Source organism: Amycolatopsis sp. NPDC049691, from assembly GCF_040675005.1.
In the GTDB taxonomy this organism is placed as follows: Bacteria; Actinomycetota; Actinomycetes; order Mycobacteriales; family Pseudonocardiaceae; genus Amycolatopsis.
On sequence record NZ_JBFANX010000027.1, the window covers coordinates 72,079 to 89,319 of the forward strand.

At 71.4% G+C, this 17,241-nt stretch carries 17 protein-coding genes; 6 read left to right on the forward strand and 11 right to left on the reverse strand.

Annotated elements, in window-relative coordinates:
- Positions 1-10: 10 nt before the first annotated feature.
- Positions 11-649, reverse strand: coding sequence for a class I SAM-dependent methyltransferase (locus AB0J40_RS41080; protein WP_364464905.1), 639 nt, complete (start codon positions 647-649; stop codon positions 11-13).
- 228 nt (positions 650-877) lie between these two features.
- Here AB0J40_RS41080 and AB0J40_RS41085 point away from each other — a divergent pair, with 228 nt between their 5' ends.
- Positions 878-2,296 (forward strand): M1 family metallopeptidase, encoded by a 1,419-nt coding sequence (locus AB0J40_RS41085; protein WP_364464906.1) that lies wholly within the window; start codon positions 878-880, stop codon positions 2,294-2,296.
- Positions 2,297-2,303: 7 nt separating this feature from the next.
- Here the strand turns inward: AB0J40_RS41085 and AB0J40_RS41090 are convergent, their stop codons facing one another.
- Complete coding sequence (locus AB0J40_RS41090; protein ID WP_364464908.1) at positions 2,304-3,344, reverse strand: hypothetical protein; 1,041 nt, start codon at positions 3,342-3,344, stop codon at positions 2,304-2,306.
- On the reverse strand, positions 3,344-3,844 hold the full coding sequence (locus AB0J40_RS41095) for a SigE family RNA polymerase sigma factor (protein ID WP_364464910.1): 501 nt from the start codon (positions 3,842-3,844) through the stop codon (positions 3,344-3,346). The genes AB0J40_RS41090 and AB0J40_RS41095 overlap by 1 nt, the downstream gene beginning before the upstream one ends.
- A 169-nt stretch (positions 3,845-4,013) precedes the next feature.
- Here AB0J40_RS41095 and AB0J40_RS41100 point away from each other — a divergent pair, with 169 nt between their 5' ends.
- Positions 4,014-4,958 carry an FkbM family methyltransferase gene (locus tag AB0J40_RS41100; RefSeq protein ID WP_364464912.1) on the forward strand — a complete coding sequence of 315 codons (945 nt, stop codon included), beginning with the start codon at positions 4,014-4,016 and terminating at the stop codon, positions 4,956-4,958.
- A 21-nt stretch (positions 4,959-4,979) separates the two neighbouring features.
- Here AB0J40_RS41100 and AB0J40_RS41105 read toward each other — a convergent pair whose 3' ends face one another.
- A complete protein-coding gene (locus AB0J40_RS41105; protein WP_364464914.1) occupies positions 4,980-6,002 on the reverse strand; it encodes a ferritin-like protein in 1,023 nt (340 codons plus the stop codon).
- A gap of 210 nt (positions 6,003-6,212) precedes the next feature.
- Between AB0J40_RS41105 and AB0J40_RS41110 the strand changes: the two genes are divergently transcribed.
- Positions 6,213-6,935 carry a sigma factor-like helix-turn-helix DNA-binding protein gene (locus AB0J40_RS41110; RefSeq protein WP_364464916.1) on the forward strand — a complete coding sequence of 241 codons (723 nt, stop codon included), beginning with the start codon at positions 6,213-6,215 and terminating at the stop codon, positions 6,933-6,935.
- Between the two features lie 238 nt (positions 6,936-7,173).
- Here AB0J40_RS41110 and catC read toward each other — a convergent pair whose 3' ends face one another.
- From catC to AB0J40_RS41130, 4 genes are all read right to left on the reverse strand, one after another.
- Positions 7,174-7,455 (reverse strand): muconolactone Delta-isomerase, encoded by a 282-nt coding sequence (catC, locus tag AB0J40_RS41115; protein ID WP_364464918.1) that lies wholly within the window; start codon positions 7,453-7,455, stop codon positions 7,174-7,176.
- Positions 7,456-7,483: 28 nt separating this feature from the next.
- A complete protein-coding gene (locus AB0J40_RS41120; RefSeq protein ID WP_364464920.1) occupies positions 7,484-8,410 on the reverse strand; it encodes a LysR substrate-binding domain-containing protein in 927 nt (308 codons plus the stop codon).
- Positions 8,411-8,522: 112 nt separating this feature from the next.
- Positions 8,523-9,212 carry a TIGR03943 family protein gene (locus AB0J40_RS41125; protein WP_364464922.1) on the reverse strand — a complete coding sequence of 230 codons (690 nt, stop codon included), beginning with the start codon at positions 9,210-9,212 and terminating at the stop codon, positions 8,523-8,525.
- The gene (locus tag AB0J40_RS41130) at positions 9,209-10,195 is read right to left on the reverse strand and encodes a permease (protein WP_364464923.1); all 987 of its coding nucleotides are present in this window, start codon (positions 10,193-10,195) and stop codon (positions 9,209-9,211) included. The genes AB0J40_RS41125 and AB0J40_RS41130 overlap by 4 nt, the downstream gene beginning before the upstream one ends.
- A 469-nt stretch (positions 10,196-10,664) precedes the next feature.
- Here AB0J40_RS41130 and AB0J40_RS41135 point away from each other — a divergent pair, with 469 nt between their 5' ends.
- Positions 10,665-12,443, forward strand: a complete 1,779-nt coding sequence (locus AB0J40_RS41135; RefSeq protein ID WP_364464971.1) for a S53 family peptidase — start codon at positions 10,665-10,667, stop codon at positions 12,441-12,443.
- Positions 12,444-12,482: 39 nt separating this feature from the next.
- On the opposite strand, the gene AB0J40_RS41140 is transcribed toward AB0J40_RS41135, so the two are convergent.
- Together AB0J40_RS41140 and AB0J40_RS41145 are read right to left on the reverse strand one after the other, a co-directional pair.
- Positions 12,483-13,706 (reverse strand): NAD-dependent epimerase/dehydratase family protein, encoded by a 1,224-nt coding sequence (locus AB0J40_RS41140; protein WP_364464925.1) that lies wholly within the window; start codon positions 13,704-13,706, stop codon positions 12,483-12,485.
- Positions 13,703-14,671, reverse strand: coding sequence for a ScbA/BarX family gamma-butyrolactone biosynthesis protein (locus AB0J40_RS41145; protein WP_364464927.1), 969 nt, complete (start codon positions 14,669-14,671; stop codon positions 13,703-13,705). Before AB0J40_RS41145 ends, AB0J40_RS41140 begins: the two co-directional genes overlap by 4 nt.
- A 205-nt stretch (positions 14,672-14,876) precedes the next feature.
- Here AB0J40_RS41145 and AB0J40_RS41150 point away from each other — a divergent pair, with 205 nt between their 5' ends.
- Positions 14,877-15,506 carry a ScbR family autoregulator-binding transcription factor gene (locus tag AB0J40_RS41150; RefSeq protein WP_364464929.1) on the forward strand — a complete coding sequence of 210 codons (630 nt, stop codon included), beginning with the start codon at positions 14,877-14,879 and terminating at the stop codon, positions 15,504-15,506.
- 36 nt (positions 15,507-15,542) lie between these two features.
- Here the strand turns inward: AB0J40_RS41150 and AB0J40_RS41155 are convergent, their stop codons facing one another.
- Positions 15,543-16,157: a ScbR family autoregulator-binding transcription factor gene (locus AB0J40_RS41155; RefSeq protein WP_364464931.1), complete on the reverse strand. Its 615-nt coding sequence runs from the start codon at positions 16,155-16,157 to the stop codon at positions 15,543-15,545.
- Between the two features lie 341 nt (positions 16,158-16,498).
- On the opposite strand from AB0J40_RS41155, the gene AB0J40_RS41160 reads away from it, so the two are divergent.
- Positions 16,499-17,215 carry an AfsR/SARP family transcriptional regulator gene (locus AB0J40_RS41160; RefSeq protein WP_364464933.1) on the forward strand — a complete coding sequence of 239 codons (717 nt, stop codon included), beginning with the start codon at positions 16,499-16,501 and terminating at the stop codon, positions 17,213-17,215.
- The last annotated feature ends 26 nt before the right edge of the window (positions 17,216-17,241 follow it).

Here is a 17,241-nt window from a genome sequence, read left to right on the forward strand (position 1 = left end):
GCCGCTGGTGTCAGCGGTTCATCAGAGCGAAGCCCCCCCCCAGCCGAGGTACTCGCGTTGGTACCGGGCGTGGCGTGCCGGAGCGGTGGTGAGTTCCGCGCGCAGCTCCTCCGCCAGCTCGTCGTCGGGGTTTGCGTCCAGCCAGCGGCGGGTGCTGAGCCATTGAGCCGCGACATAGCGGTCCCAGCTGTCCTGGTCGGCCGTCGCGGGGTTCCTTGCGCCAGTACGGTTCGCCGATCAGCAGCACGCCGCCGGGGCGCAGGCTGCGGCGGAGCAGGTCCACGGTGCCGGCGACGCCACCTCCGATCCAGCTCGCACCGACACACGCGGCGATGTCGACCGGGTCGCCGGCGACGTGGTTCGACGCGTCACCGTGGAGGAACGTGACCTGTCCGGCAACCTCCAGCTCGATCGCACGCGCCCGGGCCGCGGCGACGAACACGGTGCTGATGTCCACGCCGGTCCCGGTGCTGCCGTGATCGCGGGCCCAGGTGCACAGCAGCTCGCCCGAGCCACAGGCCAGATCGAGCACCCGAGGGCCGGGTGGTGGGTTCAGCGCCTTGCCCAGGACGGCCAGTTTCCGGCTGGTGAGGGGGTTGTGGATGCGGTGGCCGCTCTCGCGGACGGTGAAGCTACGGGGTAGGTCCACTTCGGGGATTCCTTACGTCCAAAGGGGAGTTCACGGAGATCAGCACTGGGTCGGCCGTCGACGGCCGGGCTACCCGGACACCCATGAAATGCACCTCTTCGGACGGAAGGCCATACGGTTCGACGGAAGGCTAGGCGGGTCGCCCGTGCCGGTCCACCGGTTTCCCGGCTTGATCCGCGTGTCGGGTCGGTCCTACTCTTCAGCGTCGATGGTTGCCGAGGAGGACCCATGCGAGGCGTCAACCCTGGTCGTGGCCGCTGGGTGATCATCTCCTGTGCGCTGTCCGCCGGCCTGCTGGCCGCGGCGAGCCCGGCGGCGGCCGCGGCGCCGCGGTACACCCCCGGTGCACCCGGCGCCGGAGATCCGTACTTCCCCGACATGGGCAACGGCGGCTACGACGTCAGCCACTACGACATCCGGCTGGCGTTCCACCCCGAAACCAAGGCGATCGACGCCACCACCACGATTCTCGCCACGGCCACCCAGGATCTCTCGCGGTTCGACCTCGACTTCCAGGGACCGCTGACGATCAGCAGGCTGTCGGTGAACGGCCGGAACGCCGGCTTCACCCGCAGCGGCGCCCAAGAACTCGTGATCACCCCGCCGCACGGACTGCGGCAGGGCAGCACGTTCGTCGTCTCGGTGAGCTACTCCGGCGTCCCGCAGCAGATCGACGACCCCGCACTCGGCGTCTCCGGCTGGGTCGCCACCAAGGACGGCGCGGTCGCGCTCAACCAGCCGATCGGCGCGGCGACCTACTACCCGGTGAACGACACCACCAACGACAAAGCGACCTACACCCAGACCATCACCGTGCCGGCCGGACTCACCGTGCTGGCCAACGGCGAACCCGGGCCCAGGACCACCCACGATCACCAGACGACCTTCCGCTGGACCATGAACCGGCCGATGGCCAGCGAGCTGAGCATGCTCGCGATCGGCGGCTACGACGTCACCCGCGGCGTGACGGCCGGCGGCCTGCCGAACATCACCGCGATCGGCAAGTCGATCGACACCGAGCCCGGCCAGGGCCGGGTGTTCAACGAAACCACGGCGCAGGTCGTCCAGTGGGAATCCTCGCTGTACGGGCCGTACCCGTTCGACTCGACGGGCGGCATCCTCGCCGACGTCGGTGTCGGCTACGCGCTCGAGACCCAGAGCCGTCCGGTCTACGACCAGAGCACCAGCGAGGTCGACGGCGACCTGCTCGCCCACGAACTCGGCCACCAGTGGTTCGGCGACAGCCTCACTCCGGTGCACTGGTCGGACATCTGGCTCAACGAAGGCTTCGCGACCTACTCGGAATGGCTCTACCAGGAGAAGTTCGCCAACGTTCCGGTGCAACAGACCTTCGCGAAGGCCTACGCCGACGAGAAGGACTGGAGCGGCGCAGTCGCCGACCCCGGTCGTGACCGCATCTTCGACGACCTGGTGTACAACCGCGGCGCGATGGCGCTGCAGGCGCTGCGCGTGGAGATCGGCGACCGCGCCTTCTTCCGGGTGCTCACGCAGTGGCCGACGGCTCACCGGTACGGCACCGTCTCGACGCGGCAGTTCATCGAGTTCGTCGAGCGGCTGACCGGCCGCGACCTCGGCTCGTTCTTCCGCACCTGGCTCTACCAGCCGGGCAAGCCGGCACTCCGGTAGCGCCACCTCACTGCGGCAGGACGAGGTGGTCGGCGACCGCGTAAAGCTCCTCCTGCGGGCGGGAGCCCGCGACGGCGATCGGCGCTCCGTGGACGGCCTTGAGGATCCAGACCGTGCGGTAACCGTTCTCGTCAAGGTAGCGGGTCGCGTGTCCCTGGACCGGCTGTCCCGCGGTGCCGCTCACCTGGGCGGACTCGGCGCTGTGCACCTGGATCGCCGGCCGGGTGCCGCACGTGCCCACCGAGTAGCCCGTGCGCGGACCGCTCGGGCCCTTCTCGACGTCGAACGCGCACATCCGCAGGCCGTCGGGCAGCTTGCCGAGGCTGAACGCGGGGGTGACGGTGGTCTTGCCCGGGAAGGTGACGTTCTCCGCGACGCGGCGGCCCGCGTCGATCAGCTGCTGCTCGGCCGCCGTGCTGCCCGGCTGCGCGGCCACGTTGACGTACAGCGAGCCGCCGTCGGGGTGGGTCAGGTACACCTCGTAGCCGCCCGGGCCGCCGGAGTGCGAGCTCTCCACGCCGGCCCGCCCGCCGATGGTGACGGGCCGGCCCGGTCCGGACTTGAAGGAGGCCTGCTCGATCGGCATCGTCCGCATTTCCTGCACGTCCACGAGCAGGACCTGACGGCCGGACGTGACGGTCAGCATGTACTCGCCGCCGTACACCGGCTTGTCGGGCTCGGCCGCGCTGCCGCCGGTGTTGATCCGGCGCGCGAGGTAGTCGGCCTTGCCCGGCGGCAGCCAGCCGAGCGAGAAGGGCATGGTCAGGTCCGCGATGCCCGCCTCGACCGGTGCCTCGACCGTCGGCGGACCGCTGGTCCGGGCGGCGCCCGTGGCCACCTGGTCGTCGTGCGCGGGCCGGTTCAGCGCGACGACGGCGACCGCGGCCAGGACGAGCAGGACCACCCCGGCGCCGGCGGCGAGCGGCAGGTTCACCACGGCGCGCTTGCGGTCGAGGCGTCGGCGTGCGGCCGCCAGCACCTGGTCGCTGTCGGGGGCGTCGGGCTCGTGGGCGGTGAAGGTGTCCTTGATCAGGTTCTCGAGGTCCATCAGCTCTCCTTCGCCTGGGCCATCCGGTCGATGTCCAGGCCGTGTCGCAGGGTCGTCAGGGCTTTGCGGGCGTGGGCCCGCACGGTGGCCTGGGCGCAGCCGAGCAGGTCGGCGATGTCGGCGTCGGCGAGCTGCTCGTAGTACCGGAGCACCACGACCGCGCGCTGGCGCCGGGGCAACCGCGCGAGGCGCTGCCACATGTCCTCGCGTACCGCGTGGTCGGACGCGAAGTCATCCGGCCGCGCCTCGTCCGGCGCGTCGCCCACGGCGATCAGGCGCGCCGACCGGCTGCGCCGCCAGGACAGGTATCCGTTGGTCACCATCCGCAGGACGTAACGGTCGGGGTGCTCGGCGTCGCTGATCCGCGACCACCGCCGGTACGCCTTGACCAGTACGTCCTGCACCAGGTCGGCGGCCTGTTCCCGCTCCCCGGTCAGCATCGTCGCGTAGCGCAGCAGCCGCGGCAGGTGCGCCCGGACGAAGTCCTCGTAGTCAGCCATCACCATGAAGACTGCCGTCGTGCGCGATCCGTGTACTCCACACGGAACTTTTTTACGAAGCCGCGTCGACTTCGACCAGGCTGTCCGCGACAGCGACAACACCTTCCCTCCGGGGCTCGGCTCTGACCGGGCGTTAGGCTCGAATTCCCTGTCCCGACCTGGAGGTGCTGTGGAGCGGCTGGTTCCCGACGTCACGGGGCTCGATCCGGCGCTGGCCCGTCGGCTGCTGACCACCGTCGCCTGTACCGACGCCGATGACATCCCCAAGGTCGCGCACGCCGGCGAGTGCCGGGACCACGATGGTGGCCGGGTGCAGGTCATGCACAACGGCCTGCTCGTCGAAGAAGGCGGCTACTACGGCCCCTGGATGACCGAGGCCATCCGCGCGCTGCGTGGCCATCACGAACCGCAGGAAGAACTGGTCTTCCACCGGATCGTCGAGCGCCTCGCCGCGGACGGCGGTGCGCCCGCCATGATCGAGTTCGGCAGCTTCTGGACCTACTACGGGCTCTGGTTCTGCCACGCCATCCCGGCCGGCCACGTCGTCGCGGTGGAACCCGATCCCGCCTACCTCGAGGTCGGCCGCCGCAACGCCGGGCTCAACGGCTACACCGACCGCGTGCGGTTCGTCCACGCCGCCATCGGTGACCGGCCCGGCGAACCGCTGGACTTCGAAGCCGAAAGCGACGGCCGGACGCACACCGTCCGCCAGTACGACCTCGCTTCCCTGATGTACGACGCCGAACTGCCTCGCGCCGACCTCGTCCTCGCCGACGTCCAGGGCGCCGAAACCGTCCTGATCGAGCGCGCCCGCGGCATCTTCGACGCCGGACGGGTGCGGTTCCTCGTCGTCTCGACCCACCACCACACCATCTCCGGGGATCCGCTCACCCACCAGAACGCCCTCCGGAGCCTGCTCGACGCCGGCGCGCACGTCATCGCCGAACACACCGTCGGCGAATCCGCCAGCGGTGACGGCCTCATCGCCGTCTCCTTCGACCCGCGCGACAAGGACTTCACCGTCCCCGTCAGCCACGGCCGGTACCGGGATTCCCTTTTCGGCGAAGTCGAGTACGACCTCGCCGCGGCCATGTCGGCGCGCGCCGAGCGGTGACATCGCCCAAGCCTCCGTGCTTCAGTTCCGCCGCTCGGGCGGCACGTACTCGAACGTCGGGCCTGCTGTCGTCTTTCCGTCGCCCGTCGGCATTTTCATCAGCGCCAGGCCCTGCTTGCGCAGGCCGAACATCGTGCCGACCGCGTCCGTCATCCCGCCCGGGTTGCCGTTGAACGCCTCTTCCAGCTGGTAGAGCAGCAGACTGTACGTCTGGTTGAACTCTTCCTGGGCGACACGGATAGGGCTGTCCTCCGGATAGTCGGCGGTCCGCGGGTTGTGCCGCATCGGCAGCACACCCTCGAAGTCGATCGCGATCTTTTCGCCGGTCGGGCCGGACTGCGGGGTGTCGCCCGTCCGGTAGCGCCGGCCCAGTTTCAGCTCCTGGAACCGGTAGTAGTGCGCGACCTCTTCCCGGTCAGGGTGGAAGACGTCGTGGTCGCCGTCCCACACGTCCGTGCGCGCCGCTCCTTCGCCCTGCTCGACGATTTCCGCCAGTGCGGCCGATGCCGACTTCAGGTCGTGGACCGGCAGCACCTCGCCGCCCCCGCCGCGGAGGTGGAACTCGCCGATCTGGCGGGCCGGGTCGCCGGTGAACACCCGGTCTTCGCCCAGCTCGTCGCACAGCGCGCGCAAGCCGGCCTCGATGGCGGCGTAGAACTGGCCGATCGTGCGGTACTCGTCGGTCTGCGGTGGCGCGTCCGCCGATGCCGGTTGCTCGATGCGCAGGAACAGTTCGAGGGCTTCCGGGCCGAACGGGGCCAGGTGGACGTGCACCGACCGGTCGCCGTGCGGCAGCGGGTGCGGGTACGGCGGCAGGAGCTCGGGCGTGTCGAGCTTGGGCGCGCCGCCGACGGCGTTGAGCAGGTTCGCCGCCAGCGCCAGGTGGATCATCTCCTCCGCGAGGACCGTGCCCACGACCTGAGTGGCTTCGGGGTTGCGGGCCGGGTCCAGCGAGTACAAGGCGCACAGGTACGGGGGAATCGTCGCGTGCTCGAGTTCGATCGCCCACTGCAGGTGGCGGCGGAGATCGTCGATCGTGTCCATGCGGTGCTCCGGTTCGTCGGGTCGGTGTCGTCAGCCAGGACCGGGCACCACCGCGGTTTGTGACAGCCGGGCTGTCACCAGCCCGATCTCGTAGAGTGGCTCGCGGGACGGCGAAAGGCGTTTGGTGGCAGATTCCGGGATGAGTGCCCGAGCGGACGATCTCGACGCGGCCACGGCTGCCGGCGCTGGCAGACCTACGACCGGTCCACAGTGGCCAGTCCGGAGGCCTTCCTGGCCACGACCACCACCCGGCTGGCCATCAACGTCCTGCAGTCGGCCCGGAAACGGCGCGAAACCTACATCGGGCCGTGGCTGCCCGAACCGGTCGACACCGCCGCCGACCCGTACCTGGGCGCCGAACGCGGGGAAGCACTGGCGTTCGCGGCCCTGCTGCTGATGGAGAAACTCACCGCGAACGAACGCGCGGCCTACGTGCTACGGGAAGCGTTCGACTACTCCTACACCCAGATCGCCGACATCCTGTCCTCGACCGAACCCGCGGTGCGCCAGCTGGTCAGCCGGGCCCGCAAGCACATCGCCGGCGAACGACGCGCCCCCGCGCCCGCGGCCGAGCAACGGGAACTGCTGACCGCGTTCCTCACCGCCGCCCGCTCCGGGGACATGGCCACGCTGGAACGGCTCTTCACACCGGACGTGACCAGCCTGTCCGACGGCAACGGCCGCAAGGGCGTCGCCCGCACGCCGGTCGTGGGCGCGACGCGGGTGGCGAAGTTCCTGCTGGCGATCTCCAGCTGGTTCTGGGACGACGTGGACGTGCGGTGGGCCGTCACGAACGGCCAGACCTCCGCGGTGCTCGTCCAGGACGGCGTCGTCTACGGCCTGCTCACCGTCAGCGCCACCAGCGACGGCATCGATCAGGTGCTGTGGCTGGTCAACCCCGAGAAGAACAAGGCGGTGCCGGTCCCGGCCTGACCCCCCCGGCGGGAGGAATCCGTGTTCGACCCGCACGAGGTGACCGTGCGACGGCGGTGGCGTGGTACCCGCGCCGGCGGAGCCCGTGCGGGGCGCGGCCGAGGTCGCCCGGCTGGTCATCGCGGTGCTGGGCCGAGGGGCCGGCGCCGAGCTGACCGTCGAGTCCGTCAACGGCCGCGCCGGGCTCGCCCTGCGCCACGCCTCCCGTGCCCTCGCGGTCGTCGGCGCGGTTCGAGGCTCACCCCGCGATCTTGGACGGGTGCGCGGCCAACGGCGTCACGTGGATCTCCAGGTAGGGGAACAACGGCAGCCCGGACAACAACGCGTGCAGTTCGTCGTGGTCGGCGACGTCGAAGATCGAGAAGTTCGCGTACTCCCCCGCGATCCGCCACAGCTGCGGCCACTTGCCTTCCCGCTGCAGCTTCTGGCTGTACTCCTTCTCGCGCGCCACGATCTCGGCGCGCGTGGCCGCGTCCAGCTCCGGGGGCAGGTGGACGTCCATCCGGACGTGGTACAGCATCAGAACCGCGCAGTCTCGTGGGTGGTGGTCATGAAACCTCCTTCGATCCAGCGGTGACCTCCGCCGGTGGCCGGGCGGACGGGAAGACGTCCTCGAGCTCCGTGAGGACGGTGGTGACCAGGGGCGAGCACGTTTCGCGGTGCCAGGCGAGCGCCAGCTCGACGGTCGCCGCGCCGGCCAGGTCCCGGAAGACGACCCCGGCCAGCGGCAGCGACCGGGCCGACGCGGGCACCACCCCGACGCCGAGGCCGCCGGCGACCAGCGCGAGCAGCGCCGCGGTGCCCGGGGCCTCGTGCTGGCGGTCCGGGGCGAACCCGGCGTCGCGGCAGCTGCGCAGCACGGCTTCGTGGACGACCGAGTTGCGCCCGTCGTAGGTGACGAACGGCTCGGCCCGCAGGTCGGCGACCGCGACGACCGGCTCGGCGGCCAGCCGGTGGTCGGCCGGGACGGCGAGGACCAGCGGCTCGACCTCGATGACGCGGTAGTCGATGTCGTCGCCGGTCACCGGCGGGCGCAGGACGCCGATGCCGAGCGAACCGTCCCGCAGCTGCGCGCACTGCTCGGCCGTGAGGAGGTCGGCGCTGACCTCCAGCTCGACCTGCGGGACCCGCTGCGCCAGCGCGCGGGCCAGCTGCGGCAGGTGGGAGAACGCGGCGGTCCCGGTGAAGCCGACGCGGACGAGGCCGAGCCGGCCGTCGCCGATGCGGCGGACGCCCCGGACCCCGGCCTCGACGGCCGCGAGCACGCGCTGGACCTCGCCGAGGAAGAACTCCCCCGCCGGGGTGACCCGGACCTGCCGGGTCGTGCGGGCCAGCAGCGCCACGCCCAGTTCGTCCTCCAGCTGGCGGATCGTGTGCGACAGCGCCGGCTGGGCGATGTGCAGCCGCTCGGCGGCGCGGCCGAAGTGGCACATCTGGGCGACGGTGGCGAAGTAGCGCAGATGGCGCAGTTCCACGACGGGCCTCCTCCCGGTGCTTCGTCTCCTCACGGTAGGTACGTCGCTGATCGAAGACAAAGACCTGGTTTCCGGTGATTGATAAACAGAGATTATCAATCACGCCCGACCGTCAGCCGAGGCTTTCGTACGGGTCGGCCGGAGCCGGCACGGGCTGGGCCCGAGCGACGTCGAGGAACGGGATGGTGCCGCCGTTCACCGGGTCCTTGGCCTGCGCGGGGGTGAAGGTGCCGGTGACTTCCAGCCACGAGTCGGGCTGCAGCACCGGGGGCACCCGGCCGGTCAGGCCGACCTTGACCGGCTGCGCGTCCGCGGCGCAGCAGTTGAGCAGCATGCGGATCAGGTAGGGCGCGCCGTCGTCGCCGAACGCGACGAACCCGGTGAGCGTGACGGTGCGCCCGGCCAGGGACCGGCCGTGGTCGTACACCGCGCGGTCGGCGTAGCCGATCACCGTCAGCGGGACCGGGTTGCCGTCCGGGAGCGGGGCGACGATCCGCGGCGCGGTCACCGCCGTGCCGGTGCGCAGCGCGCTGTAGGACCCCAGCGCCGGTGGCGCGGCGAGCACCAGCGCGAACACCGGCAGCACCAGCAGCCACGAGATCCGCGGGCCCGGCGGCCCGGCCGGGCGGCGCCGCGCGTAGCGGACGGTGGCGACGGCCGCGACCACCAGCACCACCCCGGCCGCCAGCACCAGCGGGCGCAGCCCGGCCTTGACGTAACGCAGGTACAGCCCGGTCACGCCGGCGTGGAGCAGGACACCGCCGACGAGGAAGAGCAGGATCGCCTGCACCGTGCGGTTCACAGCAGCACCGCCCCGGTCAGCACCGCGGTCCCGGTGGCGACGGCGAACGTCACCGGCGCGAACCGCAGCGCGAACCCGCGGCCGAACGTCGCGGCCTGCATGCCGAACAGCTTCAGGTCGATCATCGGGCCGACGACGAGGAACGCCAGCCGGGCCGTCAGGGAGAACTGCGTCAGGGACGACGCGACGAACGCGTCGGCCTCCGAACAGATCGACAGCAGCACCGCGAGCACCGCCAGCGCCAGGACCGCCACCACCGGGTCGGCGGCCGCGGTGTACAGCCAGCTCGAAGGCACCACGGCCTTGAGCGTGGCGGCGGCCGTCGCGCCGCCCACGAGGAACCCGCCCGCGTGCAGCACGTCGTGCCGGACCGAACCCCAGAACGCCTCCGCGCGGCCTTCGCCGTCGCCGTGCGCGTGGGGACGGGGACGCAGCCAGTCCGGCCGGCCGAGCCGCTGCCACAGCCAGCCCATCACGCAGGACGCCGCGAGGCTCGCCGCGAACCGGGCGACGACCATCCGCGGCTGCCCGGGGAACGCGACCGCCGTCGCGGTCAGCACCACCGGGTTGATCGCCGGTGCCGACAGCAGGAACGCGACCGCGGCCGACGGCGTCACCCCACCGCGCACGAGCGCCCCGGCGACGGGCACCGACGCGCATTCGCACCCCGGCAGCACCGCCCCCGCCACCCCGGCGACCGGCACCGCGAACGCCGGCCGTTTCGGCAGCACGCGGGCGAAGAACGACGGCGGGACGAAGACCGCGAGCCCGGCCGACAGCAGCACGCCGACGACCAGGAAGGGCAGCGCCTGCACGACCACCGCCACGAACACCGTCAGCCAGCTCTGCAGCACCGGGGTGGCCAGCAGCCGCCGCACCGGCCCCTGCGCCAGGAACCCGGTCAGCAGCACCAGGGTCAGCACGAGGACCGGGTCGGCGTTCCAGCCCGGTCGCTCGCGCCGCTTTTCGTCGATGGCAGTCACACCAGGCTCCCGTACTTCCGCTCCGTACCCCGCTTCTCACACGGACGGCCGCGCCGCGGGGTTCATCGCGCCCGGCCCGACGAAAGTCGGGGGCGGTTCGCGACTTTCGTCGGGCGGGCGCACCCGCCGATTCGTCCCGATCGGGCGGGAACGGGAGGCCTTGGCCGATTGGTCCGCGGGCCATTCGGCGGAATCGAGGCGCGGGCGGACGGCATCAATTGCTTATCCCCCTTCGGAAAGGGGGTCACCGCGGGCCCTGGACTGTATAAACAGGACACCCATGGGTCCCCACCGTCCGCATGAATTCCTCCAGGAGGGCTCAGTGCGCCGTCCACCCCGAAGAATCCTCGCCGTCGCCGGTTTCGCGGCTTTGGCATTGACCACTCCCGCGCTCCCGGCCACCGCGGCCACCGCCACGACCACCGTGCACCCGACGGCCCGCGTGTGCGCGCAGACCGCGAAGCCCGGCATGGCAACGTGTTTCGCCGAACGCCAGACCGACACCATGCACGCCGCGCTCGCCCCGGACGCCCTGCCGAGCGGGTTCGGGCCGTCCGGGCTGCGCTCCGCGTACAACCTCACGGCGAGCGGCAGCGCGTCGGCCACAGTGGCCATTGTGGACTCCAACGACGACCCCAACGCCGAAAGCGACCTCGCCACCTACCGGTCGACCTACGGCCTGCCCGCCTGCACCACGGCGAACGGCTGCTTCAAGAAGGTCAACGAAAACGGGCAGAGCAGCCCGTTGCCCGCCGCGGACAGCGGCTGGGCCGGCGAGATCTCCCTCGACGTCGACATGGTCTCGGCGATCTGCCCCAACTGCCACATCCTGCTCGTCGAAGCGAACCAGCCGAGCATGGAAGACCTCGGCACCGCGGTGAACACCGCCGTCTCGATGGGCGCCAAGTACGTCTCCAACAGCTACGGCGGCGGTGAGGACGGCAGCGAACCCACCTACGACTCCAGCTACTTCCACCACCCGGGCGTCGCGATCACCGCGAGCACCGGCGACAACGGCTACGGCATCAGCTACCCGGCGTCGTCGCAGTACGTCACCGCCGTCGGCGGCACGTCCCTCACCCAGGGCGGCGGTACCCGTGGCTGGACCGAAACCGCGTGGAGCGGCGCGGGCAGCGGCTGCTCGACCAGTGTGGCCAAGCCGGCGTTCCAGAACGTGACGACCGGCTGCGCCAAGCGCGCCAACGCCGACGTGTCCGCGGTCGCCGACCCGCAGACCGGCGTGGCGGTCTACCAGACCTACGGCGGCAGCGGGTGGGCCGTCTACGGCGGCACCAGCGCGTCCGCCCCGATCATCGCGTCGGTCTACGCGCTCGCCGGTACGCCCGGCGCGTCCGACACACCGGCCGCGTACCCCTATTCGCACGCGGGCAACCTCTACGACGTCACCTCCGGCAGCAACGGCAGCTGCTCGACCACCGTGCAGTGCAAGGCGGGCGCGGGCTGGGACGGCCCCACCGGGCTCGGCACGCCCAACGGGACCGCCGCCTTCACCGCCGGGACGTCCACCGGCGGCGTCACCGCGGCGAACCCGGGGAACCAGAGCGGCGTCACCGGGACGGCGGCGAGCCTGCAGCTCTCGGCGTCCGGCGGCAGCGGCGGCTACACCTGGACCGCCACCGGCCTGCCCGCCGGGCTGTCGATCAGCTCGTCGGGGCTGATCTCCGGCACGCCGACCACGGCGGGGACGTACTCGGTGACCGCCACCGCCAAGGACTCCGCCGGCGCCACCGGCAGCACGACGTTCACGTGGACGATCACGTCCCCCGGCGGCGGCTGCTCGGGCCAGAAGCTGGCCAACCCCGGCTTCGAAAGCGGGGCGACGGCGTGGACCGCGTCCAGCGGCGTGATCACCACGTCCGCCGACGGTGAGGCGCCGCACGCGGGCACGTACCTCGCCTACCTCGACGGCTACGGCAGCACGCACACCGACACGCTTTCGCAGTCGGTGACCATCCCGAGCGGCTGCCACGCTTCGCTGAGCTACTACCTGCACGTCGATTCGGCGGAGACCACGACCACGGCGCAGTACGACAAGCTGACGGTCAAGGCCGGGTCGACGACGCTGGCGACGTATTCGAACCTGAACAAGGCGACCGGTTACCAGCAGCACACGGTCGACGTCTCGGCGTTCGCCGGGCAGACCGTGACGCTGACGTTCACCGGCACCGAAGACTCGTCGCTGCAGACGTCGTTCTGCATCGACGACACGGCGGTGACGCTGAGCTGACGACGAGGTGGACCGTCCTCAGTGGACGGTCCACCTCGCTCAGCGGGTGCCCAGCGACGCGCGGTACCAGTCGGCCGCCGCGGCGAGGCCCGGGCCGAAACCCGGGCCCGGCGAAACGCCGGTCAGTTCCCAGATGCGCGTGCTCTCGTACCAGTGGTCCCGCGTCAGCAGCGAGTACTGGTGGTCGGTGAGCGCCGGGAGCGCGGCGCGCGTGCGGGCCCGGTGCTCGGCCAGTGTGAGGTCCGCGACCGGGACCGGCAGGCCGAGCAGCTCGCACACGGCGGTGATGAACCCGCGCAGCCGGACCGGGTCGGGGTCGGCCACGTGGAAGACCTCACCCGCCCCGCCGGTGCCGGGGTTGAGCGCGAGCACGACGATCGCGGCGGCCAGGTCGGCGACCGCGACGAGCGAGGTCCGAGCGGCGCCGCCCGCCGCCCACGCGGGGACGGCGCTGATCCAGCGAGCCAGTGCGGGCACGACGTGCCGGTCACCGGTGCCGTGGATCAGGTGCGGCCGCAGGACGACCCCGCCGGCGGCGAGGACGAGCCGCTCGCCGGCCAGCCTGCTGCGGCTGGTCGCCGAAGCCGGGCCGGTCACGAGGGCTGACCTGCCGATCGGCTCGGCGCGACCGCTTTGCCGGGCCGGGTCGTGCGGCGGGCCGGAAAGGCGGCCGGTCTGTGGCCCGGACTCGCCCCTCAGCCCGCCGCGCCCAGCCTGCGAGCCCGGATACGCCCTGCCGCCGCGACCGGTTTCGCCCCCGCGACTCCCGCGACCGGCCGGTGAACCCGGGTCCGTCCCCAGAGCGGACCCGATCCCCGTTCCGCCTTCCGCGAGCCCGACCCGGCTGCGCGATGACCCGAGCTCACCCGCGGGTTCCCGTGCCCCCCGGTGCACTCCGTCGCGGTACACCGCGCACGTGCTCAGGTACAGCACCTCCGTCGTCCCCGCTCGGCGGGCTTCCGCCAGGAGCTTGGCCGTGCCGTCCTCGTTGACGGCCGTGCACAGCTCCGCGTCGCCCCCCACCTGTGAGGCGAGGTGCACCAGCGTCGTGATGCCGGTGCACAGCCCCACCAGGCCGGCGGCGTCGGTGACGTCGCCGCGCCAGGCCGTCACGCCCGCGTCGGTCATCCACCCCGGCAGGGGGCGGCGGGCGAGGACGCGGACCCGCGCGCCCTCGCCGCGGGCGACCAGCTCGCGCAGCACCGCCGTGCCGACGAAGCCGGTCGCGCCGGTGACCAGCAGGTCCGGCTCAACGGCCCTCACGACAAGTGCATTCCCAGCGTGCCGCTCGCGGCCGTGGCGCCCTTCTGCCGGACGTCCACCCGGACGGTGCGGGTGCGGCCCGGCCCGGCCGGGGCCGCCTCGACCACCAGCAGGCACTCGGAGTCGAACTCCACGTACGAGTCGAAACGGAAGTCCGCGCGCTCGGGCAGCGCGTACGGGTCGCCGATCGCCAGCAGCGCCGCCTGCCGCGCCCCCTCGATGAGCACCATGCCCGGCACGTGGTCGACCGGGTGGTCGAAGAGCACCGCGTGGTCCGGGTCGAAGCGCAGCGCCCACGTGCCGTCCGTCGGCGTCGCCGCCAGCAGGACGTCTTCCGCGCGGTCGCGGCCGACCGACGCCGGCGCCACCGCGGCCAGCGCCGCGGCCTGGAACGGCGTCGCCGCGAAGTGGTCGCCCCGCACCCGGCGGTAGACGGCCGAGGACACGCAGCGCCAGCGTTCCGACGCCGTGCCGATCCGCCGCCCGTCGCGGAAGCACTCGAAGTCGAGCCGCATGCCGCCGACGCTCTTGCCCCGGAACTCGACCTCGTGCGCGGTGACCCGCAGAACCACGTCGACCGGGCGGCCCAGCGTGGCCAGCCCGGTCTGCTCGACCGCGTACTCCTTGTGGTCCGACAGGAAGCTGTGGCTGAGCGGAACGCCGTATGCGCGGTGCGCGATCAGCAGCGCGGCCTGGCGGACCGTCTCCGCGTAGAGCATCGGATCGTGGAACACCGGCGTCCGCGGCCCGAAGAAGCTGTGCCGCCGCGGCCACTGCGCGCCGACTTCGAACCGGCCTTCGCCGAGGATGTGCAGGTCGGTGACGAAGACTTCCGAGACGGCCGCGCGGTGCACGAGGCTCCGCGGGATCGTCTGCTGGAAGTCGACCGAAGTCGCCGACGGGATCGCGTTGATCTTGGTTTCCGGTATTTCGCGCACAGACTCCTGAAGCAGCGTGCCGACCATGACGGTCCTCCTAGAAAGTTCAACCCCAGTACCCCAGTACTCCCCCGCTTCAGTTTTAGCGGAACGAGTGACCTAAAACCATACCAACCGAGCGGTTTTTTTAAGTGGCTTTCCCAGGTCCGAGGACGTAGACTGTCCTCCGGACCGGGAGGTACCGCCGAATGGTCTACTGTGGACTGATCGGCCGGAGCGAGAGGGGCTGGGCGTGGCTCGCCAAGAGCGTGCGGAGCAGACACGGAACGCGATCCTCGAGGCGGCCGCCTCGCGGTTCGACGCCGTCGGCTTCCTTGGCGCGAGCCTCTCGGACATCCTCGCGGAGGCGGGTGTCACGAAGGGTGCGCTTTACTTCCACTTCAAGTCGAAGGAAGACCTCGCCGACGCCCTGATCGACGAGCAGTTCACGGTCTGGGACCCGCTCGCCGAGATCGACGACCCCGGGTTGCAGACGGTGATCGACCTGACCCAGGGGATGGCGGCCAGCCTGCAGTCCGACGTCCGGGTCCGGGCGAGCATCCGGCTGGTCATCGAGCAGGGATCGTTCATCGCCCCGGCCGGCGACGCGTACAAGCGCTGGATCGACACGATCCACGGCTGCCTGCTGGCGGCGAAGGCCGCGGGCGATCTGCGCAAGGAGATCAACGCGCACGACCTGGCGATGTTCATCCAGGCGTCGTTCACCGGAATCCAGCTGAGCTCGCAGGTGCTGACCGGCCGGACGGACCTGATCGAGCGCGTGACGTTCATGTGGACCACGATCCTGAGCTCGGTGGTGCCGCCGCGGAGGCTGCACCGGTTCGTCCCGGAGGGGACGCAGCGGGTGACGGCCGCGGTCTGAGGGTTCCGTGAGCGGGCCGGCCCGAGCCGGCCTCGCTCAGGTGTGCGCCGGGCGGGGCGCCACCGGCCGGTGGGACAGCTCCAGCAGCCGCCACAGCTTGCCCAGCATCGCCGGCAGGTCGCTGTCCGGGACCACGATCCGGCTCGACACCACCGACTCCAGGCCGACGCACGTCACGACCACCAGCAGCTCCGCGGTCTCGATCGGCACGTCCGTGCCCAGCTCCCCGCCCGCCAGCGCCTCCGCCACGTACTCGTGCACCTGCGCCAGCCACGCCCGGGAAAACCCCACGAACCGCTCGTCCGCCGCCCCCATCTCGCGGGCCATGCGAAAGCTCGCGCCCACCTTGGGGTCCGTGTCGAGCCAGTGCATCAGCGCCCGGCTCAGGTCCGCCAGCCGCGGCAGCGCCGGGCGCGGGACCGCCAGCTGCCGGCTCACGTGCTCGCGCAGCACCGCCGTCGCGGCGTCCTGGACCTCGTCGCAGATCTCGTCCTTCGACGAGAAGTGGAAGTACAGGCCACCCTTGGTGACCCCCGCCGCCTGCGCGATGCCCACCATGCTGGTGGCCGCGTACCCGTCCCGGTGCAGCAGCTCGGCCGCGGCCTCCAGCAACAGGCGCCGCGTCTGTTCCGAGCGTGCCTGCTTGGTCACCTTCGGTCCCCTCCGCTCGAGCCGTCCGGCGCAGGAGTCCTACGCGTCCCGGTCATGGTTACATACCAACCGCCCGGTTTACAACTGGGGTGACCCCAGAAAACCGCGCCAGACAAGGAAGTTGTCACCTCCGGACAGAACAAACCGACCGACCTCCCGGTTTTGTCTTGAAAACCGGGAGGTCGGTTTAGTACGCTGCACTGGCAGGACCGGGCATTGGGGCGCTGGAGGACAACACTGGGGGCGCCGGGCCGGGCAGATCCGATCGACGCGGACACCGGAGGGCACTGGAAATGGACTACGGGATACTGGGGCAGATCAGAGTCGGGGGGCGGCCCGGCGTGAGCGCCCCGCGGGCACGCAAGATCGAGACGCTCCTGGCCGTGCTGCTGGTCAAGCGCAACCAGGTCGCGACCACCGAGCACCTGATCGGCGAGCTCTGGGGAGAGCACCCGCCGGCCCGGGCGAGCGCCGCGCTGTACGTCTACGTTTCGCAGCTGCGGAAGCTGCTGCGCGGCACGGGCGACGACGCCGACGACAGCCCCGTCGTCACCAGCCCGCGCGGCTATTCACTGCACGTCAAGGACGGCGAGCTCGACGCCGACCGCTTCACCCGGCTCTACGAACGCGGCCGGGCGCTGTACTGGGACCGCAACTACAAGGAGGCCGCGGCCGTCCTGCGCGAAGCCGCGAACCTCTGGCGCGGTGAGGCGTTCGGCGGCTTCACCGACTCCCCCGACGTCCAGGCCTACGCCGCGCTGCTGGCGGAAAGCCGGCTGGAGTGCCTGGAACTGCTGATGGAAACCGAGCTGCTGATCGGACGGCACCGCGAGGTCGTCGGTCAGCTGTCCGCGCTGGCGAAGGAACACACGCTGCGCGAGACGTTCTACGAGTACCTGATGACCGCCCTGCTGCGCTCGAACCGCCGTGCGGAAGCTCTCGAGACCTTCGCGTCCGCCCGGCAGCACCTGGTTCAGCAGCTGGGCATCGAGCCCGGCACTTCGCTGCGGAAGCTGCACCACAGCATCCTCGTCGGCGAGCTGTCGGACGCGGTCTGATCCGGTCCGCGTCCGGCTTCCCACGG